We start from the raw sequence: 22,037 nt of genomic DNA, 5'->3' as shown, positions 1-22,037 counted from the left end.
GAGGAACCCCACGACCCCGGCCCCGGCGCGCTCTCTGCCGGCGATCCTGCTGCTCGCCCTGCTTGGTGGCTTCATCCTCAACGGCATGCCGTGCGTGCTGCCGATCCTCTCGCTCAAGCTCTTCGGCCTGGTGCAGGCCTCGGGGAAATCGACCCGCACGATCCGCATCGGCGCCCTCGCGACGACAGCCGGCATCCTGGTCTCGTTCTGGGCGCTCGCCGGCACCGCCATCCTGGCGCGCCAGGCGGGAGCGGCGATCGGCTGGGGGGTGCAGTTCCAGCAGCCCGGGTTCGTCGCCTTCCTCACCGTCGTCGTCCTGCTGTTCTCGCTCAACCTCTGGGGGCTGTTCGAGATCCCGCTGCCGGCCCGCCTGGCGCGACTCGGTGACGCTGGCCTGACGGCGGGAGCCGGCGACAGCGCCGGAGGGTTGGCAGGCCATTTCGCCTCCGGCCTCTTCGCCACCCTGATGGCGACGCCCTGCTCGGCGCCGTTCCTCGGCACGGCGCTCTCGTTCGCCCTCGGCCAGAGCGGCGGCACGATCTTCGCTGTGCTGACTGCGGTCGGTGTCGGCCTCGCGCTCCCCTACCTGCTGCTCGTCGCCGCTCCGAAGGCGGTGCGATGGATGCCGCGCCCGGGCAACTGGATGGTCACCCTGCGCGGCGTGATGGGCTTCCTCCTCGCCGGCGCGGTCGTCTGGCTGGTCTTCGTGCTCGCCGGGCAGATCGACAGCGTCAGCCTGGCGATCTTCGAGCTCGGCCTGCTGGGGCTCTCGTTCTTCCTCTGGCTGCGCCAGCGCGCCGAGCTCGAGCGCCGCGGAACGGGACTCTGGTGGCTGCTCGCCGCGGCGACCGCCGTCGCGCTGATCTACTTCGCGGCGCGCGCCACCCCGGCGGCCCACACTCTGCAGCCGGCGGCTTCCAAGGGATCCGCAGCCATCGTCTGGCAGCCGTTCGACCGCGCCGAGGCCGAGCGCCTCTCCGCCGCCGGCCGGCTCGTCTTCCTCGACATCACCGCCGACTGGTGCGTGACCTGTAAGGTGAACGAGCGCCTGATCCTCAACAACCCCGAAGTGATCTCGGCCTTCGAGAGCCACGACGTCCTGCCGATGAAGGCCGACTGGACGAACCGCGACGACACCATCGCCCGCTTCCTCGCCGAGCACGGGCGCTACGGAATCCCGTTCTACATGCTCTACCGCCCCGGCCAGCCGCCCCACCTCTTCGGCGAGCTCTTGAACGCCTCCGAAGTCGCCCGGGTCATCGCCGAATCCGCCTCGCGGCCCTGAAGCCGCCGCGCCGCACTGCGGCGCGCTCTCCCGGATCGGTGCGGTCCGCGTCCCGGCCGAAACCCCTCGCACTCCCCCCTAGGCAGGCCCCCGGGAAGGGCGTAGGCTCCGCCCAATCCGTTTCCGCCGTCAACCGACCTCCCCTCGTATCGGGGGAGGACTCTGTCCCAGGACCAGGAGATTCAGATGACCGCAATGCTCCGTCGGGCCCGTCGAACGAACGCGACTGCCAGCGGTTTCACGACGCTGCGCCTCACCCTGCTCCTGCCGCTGGTCCTGGCGTTGAGCCTGCTCGGCTCCGCCGCCCAGGCGCAGGTGGACGTGACGGCCACCGCCGGCACGCCCGGTCCGACCACTTACGCCACTCTCAAGCTGGCCTTCGACGCGGTCAACGCTGGGACCCACCAGGGCGACATCACGATGGCGATCACCGCCAACACGGTAGAAGGCGCTACGCCTGCTACGCTGAACAGCAGCGGCGCCGGGCCGGCGCTCTACACATCGGTGCTCATTCGGCCGACGGCGGACGGCGTCTCGATCAGCGGCAACCCGGCGAGCGGCTTCGGCGTCATCCAGCTCAACGGCGCGGACAACGTCACGATCGACGGCGACAACGCCGGCACGGGCGGTACGAACCGCGACCTCACGATTCAGAATACGGCGGCCGCTACGACAACTTACGCCTCGGCGATTCGTGTAGCGCTCTCCACTCTGGTGACGAGTGCCAACAACGTCGTCGTGCGGAACGCGATCATCCTCGGCAGCGCGGCCGGCCGCAACATCGCGGCCGCGACGAGCACCACGGGTTCGGAGCACACGACCTACGGCATCCTGGTCGGCGGCGGCGCATCGACCGTCGCGGCGACGACCGCTCCCTCCGCCATCACCTCCATCAATACGACGATCGGGGGCGCCATCACGGCGACCGGATTCACGGCCACCAACAACCAGATCGACTCCTGCGCCCGCGGTATCGCCGTGCAGGGCTCAGCGGTGTCGGTGGCGTCCGGCCTCGTGGTGACGAACAACATCATCGGCAGCGCCACCGCCGGCAACACGACCACCGTTTACTCGCGCGGCATGACGCTCCAGGGCTTCGACGCCGCGACGATCTCGGGTAACACGATCCGCAACATCGAGAGCTTCATCGGCACCAGCACGGCCGGGCTGAGCCTCGGCGACGTTTCGGCCTCCGGGACAAACTCGACGGTCTCGAACAACGTCGTCACCAACGTCTTCAACCAGAGCGCGTCGACCTTCGGCGCCTACGGAATCAACATCAACGCTGGCAACGCGATCACGGTGGCGAATAACTTCGTCTCCGGCGTGAACCACGTAATGAGCGGAGGCGCCGCCTTCTCGACGACGTTCGGCGTCTTCGGCATCCGCGCCGGGACCGGGATCAACCACAAGATCTACCACAACTCCGTCAACCTCACCGGGGCGCATCCCGGTACCCCGACGACCAGCCTGCTGTCAGCGGCGCTGGCAGTGGTCGGCACCGGCCAGACCGGACTCGACATTCGTAACAATTCGTTGCAGAACAACCTGACCGGAGGGACGACCAGCATCGCCCACGTGGGGATCTATCTTCCGTCTGGCGGCACGAGCGCGATGAACCTGACGCTGAACAACAACGGCTACTTCTACGGATCGGACGCCGCGCGACAGGGTGTCGGCCAGGCCGGCACCACCGCCGGGGTGAACTTCTTTACCTCTCTCGGCGCGCTCAAGGGTTACTCGTCGACTCTTTCCGCTGCAGGAACCAACGACAATGCGTCTTTCGCGCTGACCACCGCGGCGCCTTACACCTCGGCCACCGACCTCCATATTCCGGCGGCGACCGCCACGCCCCTCGAGTCGGGTGGCGCGCCCGTCACAGTTGCGACGGACATCGACGGCGATCCTAGAAACGGCAGCACGCCCGACATTGGGGCCGATGAATTCGTCGGAATCGCGGTGGATCTGAGCCCGCCGAGTATCAGCTATGCGGCGCTCGGCAACACGACGATCACCACGAACCGGACCCTGACGACGTCAATCACCGATCCCTCCGGTGTTCCGACCGCCGGAGTGGGCCTGCCGGTGATCTATTTCCGCAAGGGCAACCTCGATCCCTACGCTTCGAGCACGTGCGTGTTCGTCAGCGGCAGTGCCTACGACTGCACCATCGACTACGCCCTGGTCACCGGCGGCAGCGTCACCACCGGCGACCTCGTGCAGTACTTCGTCGCCGCGCAGGACACTGCCAACAACGTGGCGACGAATCCCAGCGCCGGCGCCGGCGGCCTTACGGCCAACCCGCCGGCAGCGGCGACGCCACCGACGGCGCCTTCGAGCTATACGATCGCCATCGCGCTCTCTGGCCCGCTGACTGTCGGCACCGGCGGGGGATACGCCTCGTTGACCAATGCCGGCGGTCTCTTCCAGGCGATCAACAATAACGTCCTGACTGGCAACCTTACGATCGACATCCTGAGCGATCTCGCGGGCGAAACCGGCGCGAATGCCCTCAACCAATGGGTCGAGGAGGGCGCCGGCGGCTACACGTTGCTGCTTCGCCCGAATGGCGTGGCACGGGCCGTCACCGGGACCTCGGCGACCGGCCTCATCAAGCTCTCCGGGGCGGACCGCGTCACGATCGACGGCTCGCTTGCCGCCGGCACCGATCGGAGCCTCACCATCACCAACAGCGGAGCGGGCCCGATCATCTGGATCGCAACGAACGCGACCAGCGGCGCCAACAACAACACGATCAAGAACTGCAATCTGACCGGCCCAGGCGCCTTCGCTGGGCAGGGCATCATCGCCGGCAGCGGAGCGACCCTGGGGAACCCGGCGGAGTTCCCGAACTCGAACAACACGATCCAGAACAACGCCATCAAGAGCGTTCAGAACGCCGCCTTCATCAGCGGTAATGCGATCACTCTCGACCAGAACTGGCTGGTGACCGAGAACGAGGTCGGTTCCGCGACGGTCGCCGAGAAGCTCAGCTTCCGCGGCTTCCTGATCGGCAACGCCGGCAACTTCACCATCAGCCGGAACGTCATCTCCGGTGTCAGCTCCTCGACCTCGAGCAGCGCCACGATGAGCGGCATCCAAGTCGCGAACGCGATCGATGGTGGGTCGATCACCGGCAACCGGATCGGCGATATTCGTCAGAACAACACCGCCGGGTGGGGCAGCAACGGCATCCTCCTCGGCGCCTCGACCACGGTGTCGAACGTCACGATCAGCAACAACTTCATTTCGGACATCGCCTCTCAGGGCTTTGCCGACGTGACTGCGCTCGACAACGGCTACGGCATCATGATCACCTCCGGCGGTGGCTACCGCATCGTCGCCAACTCGGTACTTCTCAATTCCAACCAGGTCGCCGCTGGCGGCATCACGGCCGCGCTGAACATCGCCGCCGCCGTCACCACCCCGGCGTCGATCGAGTTGCGCGACAACATCCTCGCCAGCACGCAGACCATCGGCACGCGCTACGGAGTCATCGACTCTTCGACCGCGGGCGCGGCGATCTTCTCCACCATCGACCACAACGACTACTTCGCGCAGAACGTCGGCTTCCTCACTGCTGCCCAGGCGACCCTGGCCGACTGGCAGACGGCGACGGGTCAGGATGCGAGTTCGCTCGCCGTGGATCCGCTGTTCGTCACCGTGCCCGCCCCTGCCGACCTCCACCTGCAGGGAACCAGCCCGATGCTGGATGCCGGCATCGCTCTGGCCGCCGTCACAGTCGACTTCGACAACGACCCGCGGCCGGCGGCGACGCCGGACATCGGGGCGGACGAGGTCGTTCAGGCGGACCTCAGGATCACCAAGACCGACGGGTTGAGCAATGTCCCGCCGGGCGGCTCCACTACCTACACGATCGTCGCTACCAACCTCGGGGCGCACGACGCTCCGGGCGCCACGGTGACCGACGTCTTCCCGGCCGACCTCAGCTGCTCGACGACTTGTGTGGGCACGCTCGGCGGGACCTGTACCGCCGGTCCGATCCTCACCAACATCAACGACACGGTGAATCTCCCGGCCGGCGGCGTCGTCACCTACACCGCTGTCTGCACCCTCAGCCCGTCCGCCGTCGGAATCCTCTCCAACACGGCGACCGTGGCGCCGCCCATCGGCATCACCGACCCGGTACCGGGGAACGACTCGGCGACCGACAACGACACCACGTTCCCAGAGGCGAACGTCGGCATCACCAAGACTGATGGATCCGCGACCGAGGTTCCGGGAACGTCGGTGATCTACACCATCGTCGCCACGAACGCCGGCCCGAACGCGGCGCCGAGCGTCACGATCGTCGACAACTTCCCGGCGGCACTCTCCGGCTGCTCGACGACCTGCGCGGCTTCCGGCGGGAGCGCCTGTACTGCCGGTCCAGTGGCCGGCAACATCAACGATGTCGCGAGCCTCCTGGTCGGCGGCACGGCGACCTACACCGCCACCTGCAACATCTCTCCCACGGCCATCGGCGCCTTGATCAACACGGCGACGGCGACGGTGGGCGGCGGCGTGCTGGATCCGGCGACGGGGAACAACACGGCGACGGACAACGACACCTTGGTGCCGACGGCGGATGTCACCATCACCAAGACCAACGGCGTGACCCAGTCGACTCCGGGCCTGCCCGTGACCTACACGATCGTCGTCACGAACGCCGGTCCGAGCGCGGCGCCGACCGTGAACGTCATCGACCTCTTCCCGGCGACGCTCACGAGTTGCGCCACGACCTGCGTCGGAGCGGGCGGCGGGGTCTGCACCGCCGGGCCGGTGGTCGGCAACGTCAACGAGAACGCCAACCTGCCGGTCGGCGGCTCGGCGACCTACACCGCGAGCTGTACCCTGTCGCTCAGTGCGACCGGAAACCTGGTGAACACGGCGACGGCGACGGTGGGCGGTGGCGCCACGGATCCGAACACCGCCGACAACTCGGCCACGGACACCGACACCATCGGCAACACCATCTTCAACGACGGCTTCGAGAGCGGCGACACCCTGCTGTGGTCGGCCACCGTGCCGCTCACCGTCGAGGGCTACGCCGTCGTCGGGGTCGCCTCCTCCGAAGCCGCTTTCGGCTATGACTTCTCCGCCGTGAAGTCCGGCGAAGAGCTCATGGCGACCGCGATCGCGGTCGTGACGGATGCCACGGGCCAGCCGCTCTTCATCCTCGGAGCGCGCCGTACCGAGGCCTTCGGCGAGCTCGAGCTCACCCTGCAGTTCTCCGGCGCGGGAGAGAGCCGGTGGGTCCCGGTGAGCGAGGTCGGGCAGCAGGTCCGCATCGAGTGGTCCCTCGCCGACGTCGGCGCCCTGGGCCACGCCGCGGTGGAGCTCGACGGCCTGGTCGTTCTCCGGCTCGAGGGCTACGCCGGAACCGTTACCCCGGCGGGAGTGAAGCTGCTCCGCGGTTCGGCCCCGGTCGAGCCGTAACCTCCGCGGAAGGCAGCGGCGCACCTGCCGCTGTTCGAAAAATGGAAAGGGCCAGTCGCTTCGCGACTGGCCCTTTTTCTTGCCGGGTGGCGAGCGTTCTTCTTACTCGTGGGCGAGCAGGAAGAGCAGCAGCGGCAGCGCGATTCCGGCGGCGACGAGCATCATCACGCGCCCTTTCGCCGGCTCCAGCCGGAACGCCATCATCAGGCCGATCGCCGAGCTCGTGACCAGACTCGCGGCGACGATCCACAGGATGCCGCGATAGGCCCACTTCGCCGGCCCCTCGAGGTCCTCCGCCATGTGCAGGTCGGAGGTGAACTTCACCGCCGCTGGCGGCTTGTAGCTGCCGTCCTTCTTCGCCTTGTGGTAGTTCAGCATCTGCCACGAGCCGGAGATCGCGAAGAGAATCAGCATCGGGGCGCAGAAGGCGCCGAGGTAACGGTGGATGCGCAGCCAGGACTTCATCGAGAACCCCCCTTCGGGAAACGTGAAGGCGGAGTCTAGCCCGGACCCGGTTTCTCCCGTTTCAGGTTGGAATTCGTCGCCGGAGCCATTAAGATCGCGCCCCAGCAGCTCCGGACAGCGTTCATGCCCCCCCACTCCGGGAAGTCTTTCAACAGCAGGACAGGGAGAAACGGATGATCTCCACCTTCCGCCGGGCTCCGAAAGCGATCGCCCGATTCACCACGATTCTCCTGCTGGCGACCGGAGCGAGCGCGGCAGAGCCCTCGCCGAGCCCCGTTCCGCGAGGCGCGAGCCCCGACGCCGAACCGGCTGCGTTCGGAGCGGTAGCCGCGATTTCGGCCACCAAGGCCGTCATCGGCGCCACGACGTTCGAGCCGGGCGACTCCGTCTTCTACAACATCGTCCTCACCAACAGCGGCAACGGCACGCAACTCGACAACCCCGGTGACGAGTTCACCGACGTCCTGCCCGTTGGGCTGACGCTGGTCGGCGCCACCGCCACGGCCGGCACCATCGCGACGGCGGGCAACACCGTGACATGGAACGGATCGATCGCTTCGACCGGCGGCTTCTTCTCGATCTCCGTCGAAGCGCTCATCGACGCCGGTACGGCAGGCCAGACGCTCTCGAACCAGGGCTCGTTCAACTACGACGGGGACGGCAACGGCACCAACGAGTCGGCTGGCGTGACGGACGATCCGAGCGTACCCGGCGGGGCCGACCCGACGGCCATCACCGTCGGTCCGCGCCCCTCGATCGTGGAGATTCCGGCCCTTTCGGGTGGCGGACTCGCGGCTCTGGCGGTCCTCCTCGCGGGCCTCGCGCTCGTCCTTCTGCGGCGAAAGCGGACGGCCTGAGGCGGAGCTCGGCGCGGGCGAGGGGAGACGGATCGCGGACGCCTCGTCCGTCCCAGCCCCTCTCGTCCCCCGGAGATCAGGTCAAGAGCCCGCCCGCTCCCGCGCCGCCAGCCGGCGGCGGGCGAACTCCTCCAGACGCTCCGATAGCTTCGCTTCGAACCCCTTGCCGGACGGGCGGTAGAAGGTCGTGCCGGCAAGGTCGTCGGGCAGGCACTCGAGACCCGCGACGCCCTCTCGCGTATCCGGGGCGTAGGCGTAGTCACGGCCGTAGCCGAGTCCCTTCATCAGCTTCGTCGGCGCGTTGCGCAGAGCGAGTGGCACCGGTTCTGCGGGTCGCTCCTCGATCGCACGGCGGACGTCGCCGTAGGCCCGATACACCGCAATGCTCTTCGGAGCGAGCGCGAGATAGATCGCCACCTGGGCGAGGGCGACCTCGCCCTCCGGCGAGCCCAGGCGTTCGTACGACGCCCAGCCGGCCAACGCCTGCGGCAGCGCCTGCGGGTCGGCGAGACCGATGTCCTCGCTGGCGAAGCGCACCAGCCGCCGGGCGAGGTAGTTCGGATCCTCCCCCGCCGCGAGCATGCGCCCCAGCCAGTAGAGGGCGGCATCGGGGTCGCTCTCGCGCAGCGACTTGTGAAGCGCCGAGATGAGATTGAAATGCTCCTCGCCGCTCTTGTCGTAGAGCAGGACCTTGCGCTGCGCGAGCTGCGCCACGCCGTCGACGGTCACTGCAGGGAGACCCGCCCCGACCGCCTCCGAGACCGCGAGCTCGAGCAGGCCCAGCGCCCGGCGGCCATCGCCGCCCGCGAGCTGGGTGATCGTTCCCAGCGCCTCGTCGCCGATCTCGATCCCGCTCGCTCCCAGGCCGCGCAGCGGTTCGGTAAGCGCGCGCCGGAGCATCGCCGCGAGCTCCTCCGGGCCGAGCGCCTGGAGCATCACGACCTTGCAGCGCGAGAGCAGTGCCGCATTGAGCTCGAACGACGGGTTCTCGGTCGTCGCGCCGACCAGCACGATGTCGCCGCGCTCGACGTAGGGCAGGAACGCGTCCTGCTGCGCGCGGTTGAAACGATGGATCTCGTCGACGAAGAGGATCGTGCGGCGCCCGGTGGCGGTGCGCATCTTCACCGCGTCGGACATGACCTCCTTGATCTCTTTGATGCCGGAGGTCACCGCCGAGAACGGCACGAACCGGCTCTTGGTCGACTCCGCGATCAGCCGCGCGAGAGTCGTCTTGCCGCAGCCCGGCGGCCCCCAGAAGAGGAGTGACGGCACCCGGTCTTCGGCAATGGCGCGGCGCAGGAAACCCCTGGGACCGAGGAGCTCGGTGTGCCCCGCCACCTCGTCGAGAGTGCGCGGCCGCATGCGCTCCGCGAGCGGCGCCGAACCGTCCTCGCCACGCGGCGGCAGGGCCGCGCCGGGCTCGTCGAACAGCGACTCGCGCAGCTACGCCGCCTCGATCTCGCGCACGATGGCGTCCGTGAACTCGCTCGTCGTGGCGGTGCCGCCGAGGTCGCGGGTGCGGACGCTGCTCGTCGACAGCACCTTGTGCACGGCGGCCTCGATACGGTCGGCGGCGGTGTTCTCCAGGAGGTGGCGGAGCATCATGACCGCGCTCTGGATGAGCGCCAGGGGGTTGGCGAGATTCTTCCCGGCGATGTCGGGGGCGCTGCCGTGCACCGCCTCGAAGACCGCCCCCTTCTCGCCGAAGTTGGCGCCGGGGACGACGCCCAGACCGCCGACGAGCCCGGCGCAAAGATCCGAGAGGATGTCGCCATAGAGATTTTCGGACAGCAGTACGTCGAACTGCTCCGGCCGAGTCACCAGCTGCATGCAGGTGTTGTCGACGATGCGGTCGTCGGCGACGATGTCGGGATAGCCGGCCGCCACGTCGCGGAAGCACTGGAGAAAGAGGCCGTCCGAGAGCTTCATGATGTTCGCCTTGTGCACCGCAGTGACCCGCTTGCGGCCGTGCCTGCGGGCGAGTTCGAAGGCGAAGACGGCGATGCGCGTCGAAGCTCGCTTGGTGATGATCTTCAGGCTCTCGACGACGCCGGGAACGACGATGTGCTCGAGCCCGGCATAGAGGTCCTCGGTGTTCTCGCGCACCACGATGATGTCGACGCCTTCGTAGCGGCTCTTTACGCTCGGCATGTTCTTCGACGGCCGGATGCTGGCGTAGAGGTCGAGGGCGATGCGCAGCTGCACGTTGACCGAGGTGAAGCCGGTGCCGATCGGCGTCGTCACCGGCCCCTTGAGGCCGACGCCGTTGCGGACGATCGAGTCGAGCACCTCCTGCGGCAAAGGGTTGCCGTGCTTCTCGAGCGCCAGCTGGCCGGCGAGGTGGGGTTCCCATTCGAATTTCGCGCCGGCCGCCGCGATCACGCGCAGAGTCGCCGCGCTGACCTCGGGGCCGATGCCGTCGCCGGCGAGCAGTGTGATGGTTTTCATGAAGCCTCCGATCGGTATTCTATCGAAGGGGAAGGCGGCAGGTTGCACCCGCGAACGGCGGAGTCGGGGCGCGTCTTACGCCGTCGCAGGATGAACGAAGTCGAATCGTGGTGCACCCGGGCGACGCATGCGTCGCCCCTGCGAAATCGGCGCGGTACGGAAAGCCTTCAGTGCGTCGGATCGAGGTCGGCCAGCTTTGCCACGACGTCGCGGTAGTTCGAGTTGACGCCGTAGATCTCGACGAAGGTCTTGCGCGCCTTGTCGAGGTCGTTCTGGAAGACGTAGACGTTGCCGAGATCGTAGAGCATGCCCAGGAAGGCCTCTTCCGGCAGGTTCGGGATCTCCAGCCCGCGCTGGTACCACTTGATCGCGAGCTCGGGGAGGCCCTTTTCGAGGAAGCAGCCGCCCAGGAGCGAAGCGCAGTCGATGAGATATCGCGGCTCCTTCGAGGCCAGCTGGAACTCGCCGATCGCCTCGTCCAGGAGGCCCATCTCACGGTACGCGATGCCGAGGTTGTAGTGCGTGTCGTAGTCCTCGGCCGAGAGGCTCTCCGCGACGCCGCGCTTGAAGCCCTCGACGATCTCCTCGAGCGACTGCTCCTGCGGCGTCGGCATGAGATCGCGTCCGGTGAGCAGGTCCTCCTTCGAGAGCTCCTGCTCGAGCTCCGCCGCCAGGTCGAAGAAGCCCTCTTCGTCGTCGAAGAGCTTCTCGCCTTCGCTGGTGCCGGGCGCCCTGGGGGCTGCGACAGCCTGGTCCAGCCAGGAGAGGCTCTCGTCGGCGGCAAGGCGCTCGGGTGTGACGGATTGTGCGGGCGCCACGGGGGGCACGACAGGCGCCGGCAGGGGATTCGCCGTTGCCGCCGGCGGCGGCTCGACACCTGCCGCAGGCCTGCCGGCTTCCGCCGGCGGCTTGGCCGGCGCCGCCCCGGACTTCGTCGAGGCTGCCGATGTCGCGGCCGGGGCTGGTCCGGCCGGCGAAGCGGACTTCGGCGGCCGCGCGATCGGGATGACGATCTCGGGCAGCTCGTCGTCGAGCGGACCGGCATCGTGCAGTCCGGCATGCCACGGCTCGGCGGAGAGCTCGGTGGCGGCCGCAACCGGGGCGACTGCCGGTGGCGCAGGGGCCGGAAGCGTTGGAGCCGGCGGCACCGCGGATGCCTGCGCGGAGGCGGGCGCCTCGGGCAGGGCCGGGCGGAGGGCGGCCGGCGGAGGGCTCGCCTCGGGACGGGACGACGCCGGCTTGGCGCCGGCTCGCGCAGCGGTCGACGACCGGCCCGCTAGGTCGTCGAGCAGCGCCGAGATCTTGTCCTTCTTCTTCGGCGTCGGCACCGGGAGGGCGACCACCACCTCGCCCTCGACCTGAAAACCCGCCTTGACCAACCGGTTGCGGACCTGGTGCCAGACGCTCTCGTCTTGGCTCTCTTCGGCCAGGCGTTTGAGCTGGTTGGCCCGCGCCAGGGCCCTGTCGAACTTGCCCTCGTCGATCCACAGCGAGACCAGAAGGGCGTTGGCCCCGAGGTGGCGCGAGTTGAGCTGCAGCAACTCCCGGACCCGGTCGTGCGCCTTCTCGCGCAGACCGTACTTGCGGAACACTTCGGCCTCCGCCAGGAGGTCGTCCTGCCGGCGAGCGCCGGACGCCTGCGGCGGCACAACCTCGTAGGAGGTGCGCTCGAGCTCTTCGAGGTTCAGGACCGGCGCCGCCATGCGGGAGCCGGAGACGTCGGGAAGGTCGAGCGCCGGCTCCGGCTCGAAACTCCAGTCGATCTCGTAGACCCCTTCGGACTCCGGCGGAGCGAGCTCCGGGGGCAGCGGGCGCTGGGGCGGCGTGGCGGTGGCTGCCGGGTGAGGACGGGCGGCAACCGGCAGCTCGACCTCGGCGACCGGCGGGTCAGGCGATGCCGTGGCTGGCGGGGGCGCGGCAGCAAAGGGCTCCGCCTCGAAGTCGGGAGTCAGCGCGGACGTCCCCGACACCGGCGAAGCCGGAGACTCGCTGACGGGCTCGAGCATCTGGATACCATCGAGGTCGAGATCGAGCTCGAACTCCACCTCGGGCTCGATCGGCTGCCCGCCGTCGAACCAGGGCGACTCCGGGGAGCGCCGCAGCATGTCGTCGGTCGGACTGACCTGGGTCGAAGGCCGCGGCTCGAGGTCGTCCGGCAGCTCGAGGACGAAATCGACCTCGCCCTCGTCGACCGGCCGCAGCAGTGGAGGCGTCACCGGCACCACCGGCGCGGAGGCCAGGGGAGAGGCGGCGGAAGGGCGGACCGGTGCGAGCGGCGGCGAATGGCCGAGCGGCTCCGGGAAGTGGCTCTCGAGCAGGCTCGAGTCGAGATGCAGGGCCTCGCGAGACTCGACTCCACCGCTCGTCACGTCCGAGACCTTGAGCGGTGCGCCCGTCGCCCGCTGGGCCTCCGCGGGCGAGGCGGTGCGCGCACCGTGCAGGCCGGCGATCCGGGCGATCTTTTCGGCCTGGGGATTCCTCTCCACGGCGAGCGCCAGGAGGCGCGCCGCGGCGCCGATGTGCCCGGCGTCCTTCAAACCGAGCACCGCATCCGTGATGAAAGCGATATCGCCGGGTTCGGCCTCGATCGCCTTGGCGTAAACCTGCGTCGCCTCTTCGACCTTGTTGTGGCGCAGCATCAGGTCGGCGATCAGCCGGTACTCGGCGAGCGCCTTCTCGGTCAGCTTCTGATCATGGAAGAGCTCGGCGAGCTTGACGTGCGGCGCCGGATCGTCGGGCACCAGGATCGCCATCTTCTGCAGCACGCCGATCGCCGAAGCCGGATTGTCGTGCTTCTGGTAGTAGTCGACGAGCACCTGGTACTGGGTGCGCGCCTCCGGGATGAGGCCCTGCTTGTGGTAGAGCTCTGCCAGCCGTTCGTACACCGCCAGGCGCGTTGGATCGAGCTTGATGATCTTCTTGTAGATCGCGATCGCCTTGACGAAGAAACCGTCGTCCGTGTAGCGGTCGGCGATCTGCGAGAAGAGACGAACGGCCTCGTCGATGCGGTCGATGCGTGCGTAGAGGTCCCCGAGCCGGTTGAGCGTCGAAGCGTCGTTCGGGTTCTCGGTGAGGAGCTTGCGGTACTCCTTGATGGCGGCCTCGATCTTGCCGCGCGAGACGAGCTTCTCCGCCGAAGCGATGACCTGCGGACGGTCGATCGCCATCAGGCGGCCCTCTCGACGGACCGGGGAAGAACGGAGCGGAAGGTCAGGCGATGGAGCGGACTCGGGCCGTACTTCGCCAACGCCTCCAGGTGGTCCGGAGCGCCGTAGCCTTTGTGCCGCGCGAAGCCGTAACAGGGGAATTCGCGGTCGAAATCGACGAGCATGCGATCCCGCTCCACCTTGGCGACGATCGACGCGCAGGCCACGGCGTAGCTCCACGCGTCCGCTTTCACGATCGCGAGACTCGGCAGGGGACGCCGAGGCGACTGCGCAGGTTCCAGGTCGTCGAGGGTTACCGCATCCACCACGACGGCGTCCGGACGCACCGTCAGACTGCCGACGGCCTGGCGCATCGCGAGTCGGGTAGCCTGCAGGATGTTGATGCGATCGATCACTTCGGCGGCAACGGCGACGACCGCGACGGCAAGCGCCGTCTCGCGGATGGCCGCCGCGAGTCGCGTGCGCACCTCGGGAGAGAGCCGCTTCGAATCGTCCGCTCCGGGGACCAGGCGATCCGGGTGCGGAATGACCGCGGCAGCGACGACCGGGCCCGCGAGGCAACCGCGCCCGGCCTCATCGACACCCGCAACCTTCGCGAACCCCGATTGCTGAAGGCGGTCTTCCAGCCCTCGCATCAGCCCAAGCCGGTAGACTTCGCAGCAGAGTTCGAGCGTCGTCGTCACTCCGAGTATCCCGCCAACCGGCCCGCGCACGAAGTCGCCGCGGGCTCTTTGCTTAGCCGCGCGCCGGAGCCGGTGCCTCGTCGCGACGCTCTTCGATGCGTGCAGCCTTGCCGCGCAAACCTCGCAGATAGAACAGCTTGGAGCGGCGGACCTTGCCGCGGCGGAGGACTTCGATGCGGTCCACGACCGGGGCGTGGAGCGGGAAGATGCGCTCGACGCCGGTCGCGCCGGAGATCTTGCGCACCGTGAACATCTCTCGGGTGCCACTGCCCTTGCGGGCAATCACGACTCCCTGAAATGCCTGCAAGCGCTCCTTGTCGCCTTCCTTCACCCGGACCTGCACACGCACGGTATCTCCTGCGCGGAACTCCGGAACATCCTGGCGCAGGTAGCTGCGCTCGACATCGATCAAAGTGTGCATACGTTTCCTCTTCCTGTCCCGCCGGAGAACCGGCCAGATGGCTTCCGAGTCGGTAATTATCTAAGTTTTCCGGCTTTAGGGCAACCCGGCGGGTGGCGTGACGGCTCGAAGGCGCGCCAGTTCTCGGGCTTGGGCCGGGGAGAGGGGGGCGGTCGCCAGGAGATCCGGCCGCTTCTCGAGCGTCCGGCGGAGAGCCTCGAGCTCACGCCAGCGCTCGATGGCGGCATGGTCACCCGAGAGCAGAACCTCGGGAACTGCCAGCCCTTCGACCTCGGCCGGCCGGGTGTAGTGCGGAAAATCGAGCAGGCCGGCGCGAAAGCTGTCGCGCTCGACCGAATCGGTCCGCTGCACCACCCCGGGAACCTGGCGCGACACCGCCTCGATGAGCAGCATCGCCGGCAGCTCGCCCCCGGAGACGACGAAGTCGCCGACCGAGATCTCCTCGTCGACGACCGTCTGGCGCACGCGTTCGTCGATGCCCTCGTAGCGGCCACAGAGCAGCAACAGATCCCCCCGGCCCGCGAGCTCGCGGACCTTGGGCTCATCGAGCCTCCGGCCCTGGGGGGAGAGCATCACCCGCCAGGGAGTGGTCCCGAGGGAGAGCTGGCGCACCGCCCGCAGCCAGGGGGGCGCGGTCATCACCATGCCGCCGCCGCCGCCGAACGGCTCGTCGTCGACCGAGCGGTGGCGATCGGTCGCGAACTCGCGCAGATCACGAACCTCGACATCCAGCAGCCCGCGTTCGATGGCCCGCCCGAGAAGAGTGGTCTCGAGAAAGGGCCCGAAAAGCCCGGGAAAGATGGTCAGGACTTGAATGCGCACGTCGCCAGCAGTCCTTCCGGAAGGCGGAGGTCGATCCGTCGCGAATCGCGGTCGACCCGGATCAGGAAGGCCTCGACGAACGGGATCACCGATCGCGTGCCGTCCTTGCCCACCTCGAGCAGCGTGCCGCCGCCGTCCTCGTGGATGTCGACGACCGTGCCGATGTCGCCGTCGATCTCGTCGAAGCAGCGGCAGCCGATGAGCTCGAAGACGTAGTAGGTGCCGGCGGGCGCCTCCGGGACCTCGGCCAGAGGGACCCGAAGCTCGAGGCCGCGCAGGCCCTCTGCCGCTTCTCGGTCAGCGATACCGGAGAACGCGATCCGCAGACCGCCTTTGTAGGGGGAGCAGCGTTCGATGCGCAGGAGTCGCTCCCGGCGCGGAGCAGCCGGCCGGGCCTCGGCAACCGCCGGAGCCGCAGGACGGACCGGCCTGGAGACGGCGGCAGGAGAGGTCGCCCGGAACTCGACGCCCGGCGCGAAACGCCGTTCGTTGTCGCTCCAGATCGCGACCGTCACTTCGCCTTGGATGCCGTGGGGACGCAGAATGGTGCCGACCAGGACCGTTTCCGGCAGCCCGCCGGTGCCGCCGTCAGTCGTCTGAAACTTCGACCTCATACGACTGCCCTTCCCGCTCGCCGCGGATGTCGGTCAGCGCGCGCAGTGCTTCGATGGTGCGGCCGCGCCGTCCGATGATCTTGCCGCGATCGTTCTCCTGCACGCGGATTTCGAGCAGTTGATCGGCGCCCTGCGCCACCGCGTCGACCCGCGCCTCCTTGGGGTCGTCCACCAGCAGGCGGACGACCGCGAGCAGATCGGCGGCGGTATTTGAAGGCGAAGGCGGAGGCGGAGGGGGCACGCCAGCCGACACTTCAGCTGGCAGAGCGGGCGACAATCTGCTTGACGGAGTCGGAGAGCAGCGCGCCCTGGCCGACCCAGTAGTCGATCCGCGGGCGATCGATCAGGATCCGCGGCGGGTCCTGGCGCGGATCGTAGGTGCCGACCTCTTCGAGGGCGGCAGAGGACGTTGCCTTGCGCGAATCGGAAACGATCAGCCGGTAAAAGGCCTTGTTCGTCGCGCCCATCCGGCGGAGCCGAATCTTGAGCATGTGCTTCAACCTCCAGAGTCTTGGGTCAACAGATTGCCGTCCGCCCGGGGAAGCTCCCGCCGGCGGAAACCGAGTGAGAAAAGATACCACATCCCGGCAAGTCGGTTCCGGATGGCACCGCAAGGCCCGACTCGAATCCTGGGCACCCCGGGCCCCGAGACCCTTGCAGCGACTGCCATTTTACGTCACTCTGTCGCCTTCGCCCCGCATGCTCGACCTCGCCGCCCTCTTCTCCAAGCACCAGCTCGACGCCCGGGGAGTGATCCACGTCGGAGCCCACGAAGGCCAGGAGTTGCCGCTCTACCGCGCGATGGGCTTCCGGCACATTCTGCTGGTCGAGGCCAATCCGGCCGTCTTCGCCCGTCTGAATGCTTCGGTCGCGGGCGATTCCGGCCTTGAGCTCGCCCTTTGTGCTGTTGGCGAGAGCGACGGTCTGGCCACCCTCCGCCTGACGACTTTCGACCAGTCGAGCTCCCTGCTGCCGCTGAAGCTCCACCGCGAGGTCTATCCCGAGATCGAAGAGTGCGGGACACTCTCGGTGCCGGCTCGGCGTCTGGACAGCCTGCTCGCCGAACGTCCTGGTGGCGTGGGCGACTTCAATCTCCTGGTCCTCGACGTCCAGGGAGCGGAGCTCCAGGTGCTGCGCGGCGCCGAAGGCTCCCTGGCCGGCTTTGACGCCGTGCTCTCGGAGATCAACTTCGCCGAGCTCTATGAGGGTTGCGCGCTCGCCCCCGAGCTCGACGCCTTCCTCGCCGACCGGGGCTTCCGGCGCGTGGCGACCGCGTGCTTTCACCACCCCACCTGGGGGGACGCTCTCTACCTGCGTCCGGCTCCCGCCCAACCGGCGGCGGGGCGCGACTCCGAGGCCGGGACGCTCGCATGACCGATTCACGCGGCGCGACGGTCGCTTCGTCGACCCTGGGAGCGATCGGTCGGTTCGGCAACCAGGTGCTGCAGTACGGCTTCCTGCGGCTCTATGCCGAGCGGCACGGGCTCGCGCTCGAAACCCCGCCATGGATCGGCAGGGAGCTCTTCGCCTGCTGCGAGCCGCCGGTGACGCCCGGTCGGGCAGTGCTCACCGAGCTCGAGCTGGGTGTCTTCGAGGCCGGATTCGAGTCGCGGGAGCCGGCCGAGGGTGTCGACCTCTGGGGATGGTTTCAGGTCGACACCGCGACGCTCGCCCGGCAACAGCGGCTCTTTCGCGAAATCCTCCAGCCGCGCCCGGCGATCGCCGAACGCCTCGAAGCGGCAGTGGCTCGCCTGTATGCCGGTGGCCGCACCCCGATCGCTCTCCACCTGCGGCGCGGCGATTTTCAGCCCCGATGGGGTCATCCGCTGGTCGACCGGTGCTACGTGACGACGCCGATGGCCCAGTATCGGGAGTGGCTCGAGGGCCTCTGGCCCACCCTCGAGCGCCCGGTCCTCTTCGTGGCGAGCGACGAGGCGGTGGACGTTGGCGCGGAGCTCGGAGCCTTCGAGCACGAAACCGCGCGCTCCCTCGGCACCGAGATGCCAGAAGCGCCCTTCTATCCCGACTTCTACCTGCTTTCGCGCTGCGCTGCGCTCGCCACCTCGAACAGCTCCTTCTCCTTCGCAGCCGCGATGCTGGCACCGGCCTCCACGGTCTGTGTCCGTCCCCTTCCGCAGGGTCGGCGGCTCGAACGCTTCGATCCCTGGGCGAGCGAACCGCAGCTCGCCACGGCACCGGGACCGGCGCTCGCCTCGGCGGACGCCGACCTTTTTCGCGCGCGGGTAGCCGAAGGCGAACCGAGCCCGTATTCGGTCCGGGCGAGCCTCGACGACACCGACCGGCCGGTCACGGCGATGATCGGCGACCGTTCGCACCGCGGCCAACTGCGGCTCGACGCCGCGTTCGAACGCGGATCGAAGCTCTCACGACTCAGCCTGAGCTGGCGCGATCGCGAGGACGAAGGGGCCTCCTTCCGTTTCGAGTGCCGTGACCTGCAGCTGTTTCACGGCGACCGGCCGGCCCACTACGCCGGCCTCGGCCGGGCGGAAGGCGGACGTCTCGAAGGCCCCACCTGGTCGATGCTCATCGCGGCGCAAGTCCCCGGCCATCCCGGCGAGTTGTTCCTCGCGCTCTCGCTGTTGGCCGCTGGACCGCACTCGTTCTTCGTGCAGGCGCGAGTGCGCGGCGAGCTTCTCGGAGAGCCCGAAAGACCGTGCTGAGGGTGCCGAGCCCGGTCGCCTGAACCCGGCACGATCTCGAACCGCGACGTCAGCGGTTTCGCCGCCCCCCGAGCGTCGCGCCTGGGCCCCCCGGGCCGCCGAGACCGGCGGGGAGGCCGCCGCCGAAGGCCTTCTTCATCCAGCCGGACTTGACGCCCTTCATCATGCGCTTCATCTGCAGGTACTGCTTGATGAGCTGGTTGATCTCCTGGACGGAGGTGCCCGAGCCGCGCGCCACCCGCTTCTTGCGGCTGGCGTTCAGGAGCCCTGGTGTCCGGCGCTCCTCGAGGGTCATGGCATTGATGATCGCTTCGGTGTGGGAAAGGCGTTTCTCGTCTGCCTCGGAGACGTCGCCGAGCCCTTTCAGCCCCCCCATCTTGGGGAGCATGCCGAGGACGCTCTTCAGCGAGCCGAGCTTCTTCACCTGCCGCAACTGGTCGCGGAGGTCCTCGAGGGTGAACTCGTTGCGGCTCAGGCGCTCGGCGAGGCGCTGGGCCTCCTTGGCGTCGACCGTCTCCTGGGCCTTCTCGATGAGCGCCATGACGTCGCCCATGCCGAGGATCCGCGAAGCCATGCGTGCCGGCGAGAAGAGCTCGAGGTCCTCGGGCTTCTCGCCGACGCCGACAAAGCGGATCGGCACCTGGGCGACAGCGCGCACCGACAGGGCGGCGCCGCCCCGGGCGTCGCCGTCGAGCTTGGTGAGCAGCACCCCGGTGAGCGGCAGCACCCGGGCGAACTCCTGGGCGGAGCGCACGGCGTCCTGCCCGGTCATCGAATCGGCGACGTAGAGGACCTCGTCGGGAGAGACCGTCGCGGCGATCTTCGCGATCTCGGCCATCAGTTCCTGGTCGACGTGCAGGCGCCCGGCGGTGTCGAGAATCACGACATCGCGGCCGCGCTCGCGCGCCTCGCGGAGCGAACGCTGCGCGAGGGCCACCACCGACTCCCCGGGCTCTGGCCGCAGGACCGGAATGTCGACCCGGGCGCCGACCTGGACGAGCTGCTCCACGGCGGCGGCGCGCTGGAGGTCGGCCGCCACCAGCAGCGGATAGCGCCCGCGGGCGGCCAGCCGGCGGGCCAGCTTGCCGCAGGTGGTGGTCTTGCCGGAGCCCTGCAGGCCGCACATCAGCAGAACGGCGGGCGCGCCGTCCATCTTGAGCTCGCGGGCATCCTCCCCGCCCAGCGTCGCGGTGAGCTCGTCGTGGACGATCTTGATCACCTGCTGGGCCGGCGAGAGACTCTCGAGTACCTTGCCGCCGAGCGCCTTTTCTTCGACCCGGGCGAGGAACTCCTTGACCACCCGGAAATGGACGTCGGCCTCGAGCAGCGCGAGCCGGATCTGCTTCAGCGCCGCAGCGAGGTGCTCCTCGGTGATCCTGCCCTCGCCCTTCAGGCGGCGGAAGACTTCCTGGAATTTGTCCTGCAGGCCTTCGAACATGCCGTGGAAAATACCAGACCGCGCTATCCTGCGCTGGCTGCGGTGCTGCCGCGGCCTCTCATGGAACGACGCGCCAAGATCGTAGCCACGCTCGGACCGGCGACCTCCGACGAGCGCATGCTCGGCCGGTTGCTCGCCGCGGGCGCCGACGTCCTGCGTTTCAACCTCTCCCACGGCTCCCAGGAGTCCCACCGCCGGACGATCCGGCTGGTGCGCAAGGTGGCGCGGGCGCGCGGTCTCCAGATTCCGGTCCTGCTCGATCTCATGGGCCCACGCTACCGGCTCGGCGAGATCGCCGGCGGGCCCCGGCTGCTCCGCGCCGGGCAACGCCTGACCCTGGGCGAGCCATCGCCGCGCGTCGACCTGCCGGTCGACGACCCCGACTTCCTGCACCACCTGCGGGTCGGCGAGCGCGTCCTCATCGACAACGGCCTGGTGGAGCTCGAGATCGTCGCCAAACGCGGCAGAGCGGTCACGGCCAGGGTCATCCACGGCGGCGCGGTCTCGACCCGCAAGGGAATCAACCTGCCCGATTCGAAGCTCCCCTTCACGATCTCGGAGAAGGACGCCTCGGACATCGCCTTCGCCGTCGAAGAGCGCGCCGACTACATCGCCGCGAGCTACATCGGCCGGGCGCGAGACATCGCGGCGATCCGGGCGATCGTGGCGGCCCACGGCGCGGCAATTCCGATCGTCGCCAAGCTGGAGCGCGCAGCGGCGATCGAGCACATCGACGAGATCGTCGCGGCGGCCGACGCCGTCATGGTGGCGCGCGGCGACCTCGGCGTCGAAGTGCCGCTGCACCAGGTTCCGGTGCTGCAGAAGCGCATCATCGCGGCCGGACGCAGGCTGGGGAAACCGGTCATCGTCGCGACCCAGATGCTCGAGTCGATGATGGTCCAGCCACGTCCGACGCGCGCCGAGACCTCGGACGTGGCGAACGCCGTCTTCGACGGCGCCGACGCGCTGATGCTGTCGGGCGAGACGGCGGCCGGGGGCTTCCCCACCGAAGCGGTGCGTACGATGGCGAAGATCATCGTCGAGGCCGAGATCTACAAGCTCAAGACCTTTCAGAGCGGCGAAGTACCGCGCGATCCGGCGCTCCCGGCCGGCCGATTCCCGGCGCCCGCGCCACGTACCCTGCAGGCGCCCGCCGCGGCGGCCGAAGAGCACGGTGCGGCCGGCGGCGCGATCGAGATCGCCGACGTCATCGCCGCCGCCGCCGTGCACGCGGCGAGCAAGCTCGACGGCAGCCGGATCGTCGCCTTCTCCCAGGGCGGCTTCACCGCCCGCCGGCTGGCGCGCTATCGCCCGGTCGTGCCGACCTTCGTCTTCACCACCGACGCGCAGGTCGCGCGACGGATCCAGCTCCTGTGGGGAATGCGCCCGATCCACCTCGCCCGCGACGTGCAGCATCGCGAGGACCTGATCGAGATCGTCGAACGGGAGCTCCTCGAGCGGCGGCTCGTCCGGCCGGGCGAGTGCGTGATCCTCCTGATGGGATTCCCGATCCGCCAGAAGGCGCTCACCAATCTCCTGCGCATCCATCGCGTACGGGGTCAGATACCCGGCCGGTCGAAGGGTCCGGTCTCCTCCGGCACCCGCCCGCGTTGATTCCGCTTTCGGATTCGCGGCGTTCCCGGGGCTTCGCCTGGGGAACCTGGGCGCTGGTGACGGTCAATCTGCTGGTCTTCTTCTGGGAGCTGCGGCTCGGAAC

Annotated in this window: 17 protein-coding genes; 6 read left to right on the top strand and 11 right to left on the bottom strand. The window is 68.7% G+C overall.

What is annotated here, in order from left to right; all coding sequences use genetic code 11:
- Both KBI44_17995 and KBI44_17990 read left to right on the top strand, forming a co-directional pair.
- Positions 1–1,285: thioredoxin family protein (locus KBI44_17995; GenBank protein ID MBP9146376.1), on the top strand; the 1,285-nt coding region annotated here is incomplete at its 5' end.
- A gap of 186 nt (positions 1,286–1,471) precedes the next feature.
- A complete protein-coding gene (locus KBI44_17990) occupies positions 1,472–6,724 on the top strand; it encodes a DUF11 domain-containing protein (protein ID MBP9146375.1) in 5,253 nt (1,750 codons plus the stop codon).
- Positions 6,725–6,826: 102 nt separating this feature from the next.
- Here KBI44_17990 and KBI44_17985 read toward each other — a convergent pair whose 3' ends face one another.
- The gene (locus KBI44_17985) at positions 6,827–7,189 is read right to left on the bottom strand and encodes a hypothetical protein (protein MBP9146374.1); all 363 of its coding nucleotides are present in this window, start codon (positions 7,187–7,189) and stop codon (positions 6,827–6,829) included.
- A gap of 173 nt (positions 7,190–7,362) precedes the next feature.
- On the opposite strand from KBI44_17985, the gene KBI44_17980 reads away from it, so the two are divergent.
- A complete protein-coding gene (locus KBI44_17980; protein MBP9146373.1) occupies positions 7,363–8,046 on the top strand; it encodes a hypothetical protein in 684 nt (227 codons plus the stop codon).
- Positions 8,047–8,127: 81 nt separating this feature from the next.
- Here the strand turns inward: KBI44_17980 and KBI44_17975 are convergent, their stop codons facing one another.
- The 9 genes from KBI44_17975 to rpsP all read right to left on the bottom strand — a co-directional run bounded on the left by KBI44_17975 (position 8,128) and on the right by rpsP (position 16,692).
- Positions 8,128–9,408, bottom strand: coding sequence for a replication-associated recombination protein A (locus KBI44_17975; GenBank protein MBP9146372.1), 1,281 nt, complete (start codon positions 9,406–9,408; stop codon positions 8,128–8,130).
- A gap of 81 nt (positions 9,409–9,489) precedes the next feature.
- Entirely contained in the window at positions 9,490–10,494 is a 1,005-nt protein-coding gene (locus KBI44_17970) for an isocitrate/isopropylmalate dehydrogenase family protein (protein MBP9146371.1), read from the bottom strand.
- A gap of 167 nt (positions 10,495–10,661) precedes the next feature.
- Positions 10,662–13,661, bottom strand: a complete 3,000-nt coding sequence (locus tag KBI44_17965) for a tetratricopeptide repeat protein (protein ID MBP9146370.1) — start codon at positions 13,659–13,661, stop codon at positions 10,662–10,664.
- Positions 13,661–14,296, bottom strand: coding sequence for a ribonuclease HII (locus KBI44_17960; GenBank protein MBP9146369.1), 636 nt, complete (start codon positions 14,294–14,296; stop codon positions 13,661–13,663). The genes KBI44_17965 and KBI44_17960 overlap by 1 nt, the downstream gene beginning before the upstream one ends.
- 100 nt (positions 14,297–14,396) lie before the next feature.
- The gene (gene rplS / locus KBI44_17955; GenBank protein MBP9146368.1) at positions 14,397–14,765 is read right to left on the bottom strand and encodes a 50S ribosomal protein L19; all 369 of its coding nucleotides are present in this window, start codon (positions 14,763–14,765) and stop codon (positions 14,397–14,399) included.
- A gap of 75 nt (positions 14,766–14,840) precedes the next feature.
- Positions 14,841–15,587: a tRNA (guanosine(37)-N1)-methyltransferase TrmD gene (gene trmD, locus KBI44_17950; GenBank protein ID MBP9146367.1), complete on the bottom strand. Its 747-nt coding sequence runs from the start codon at positions 15,585–15,587 to the stop codon at positions 14,841–14,843.
- A complete protein-coding gene (gene rimM / locus KBI44_17945; GenBank protein MBP9146366.1) occupies positions 15,569–16,201 on the bottom strand; it encodes a 16S rRNA processing protein RimM in 633 nt (210 codons plus the stop codon). The genes trmD and rimM overlap by 19 nt, the downstream gene beginning before the upstream one ends.
- Positions 16,176–16,397: a KH domain-containing protein gene (locus tag KBI44_17940; protein ID MBP9146365.1), complete on the bottom strand. Its 222-nt coding sequence runs from the start codon at positions 16,395–16,397 to the stop codon at positions 16,176–16,178. Before KBI44_17940 ends, rimM begins: the two co-directional genes overlap by 26 nt.
- A gap of 58 nt (positions 16,398–16,455) precedes the next feature.
- Positions 16,456–16,692, bottom strand: a complete 237-nt coding sequence (gene rpsP, locus KBI44_17935; protein ID MBP9146364.1) for a 30S ribosomal protein S16 — start codon at positions 16,690–16,692, stop codon at positions 16,456–16,458.
- A gap of 163 nt (positions 16,693–16,855) precedes the next feature.
- On the opposite strand from rpsP, the gene KBI44_17930 reads away from it, so the two are divergent.
- Both KBI44_17930 and KBI44_17925 read left to right on the top strand, forming a co-directional pair.
- Complete coding sequence (locus KBI44_17930) at positions 16,856–17,575, top strand: FkbM family methyltransferase (protein MBP9146363.1); 720 nt, start codon at positions 16,856–16,858, stop codon at positions 17,573–17,575.
- Positions 17,572–18,882, top strand: coding sequence for a hypothetical protein (locus KBI44_17925; GenBank protein ID MBP9146362.1), 1,311 nt, complete (start codon positions 17,572–17,574; stop codon positions 18,880–18,882). Before KBI44_17930 ends, KBI44_17925 begins: the two co-directional genes overlap by 4 nt.
- A 49-nt stretch (positions 18,883–18,931) precedes the next feature.
- Here the strand turns inward: KBI44_17925 and ffh are convergent, their stop codons facing one another.
- Positions 18,932–20,320: a signal recognition particle protein gene (ffh, locus tag KBI44_17920; protein MBP9146361.1), complete on the bottom strand. Its 1,389-nt coding sequence runs from the start codon at positions 20,318–20,320 to the stop codon at positions 18,932–18,934.
- A gap of 60 nt (positions 20,321–20,380) precedes the next feature.
- Between ffh and pyk the strand changes: the two genes are divergently transcribed.
- Positions 20,381–21,934, top strand: a complete 1,554-nt coding sequence (gene pyk / locus KBI44_17915; GenBank protein MBP9146360.1) for a pyruvate kinase — start codon at positions 20,381–20,383, stop codon at positions 21,932–21,934.
- The last annotated feature ends 103 nt before the right edge of the window (positions 21,935–22,037 follow it).

It is taken from the genome of Thermoanaerobaculia bacterium (assembly GCA_018057705.1).
Taxonomy (GTDB): domain Bacteria; phylum Acidobacteriota; class Thermoanaerobaculia; order Multivoradales; family JAGPDF01; genus JAGPDF01.
The sequence above is the reverse complement of the archived record's forward strand: the minus strand, read 5'-3'. Positions and strand labels throughout refer to the sequence as shown.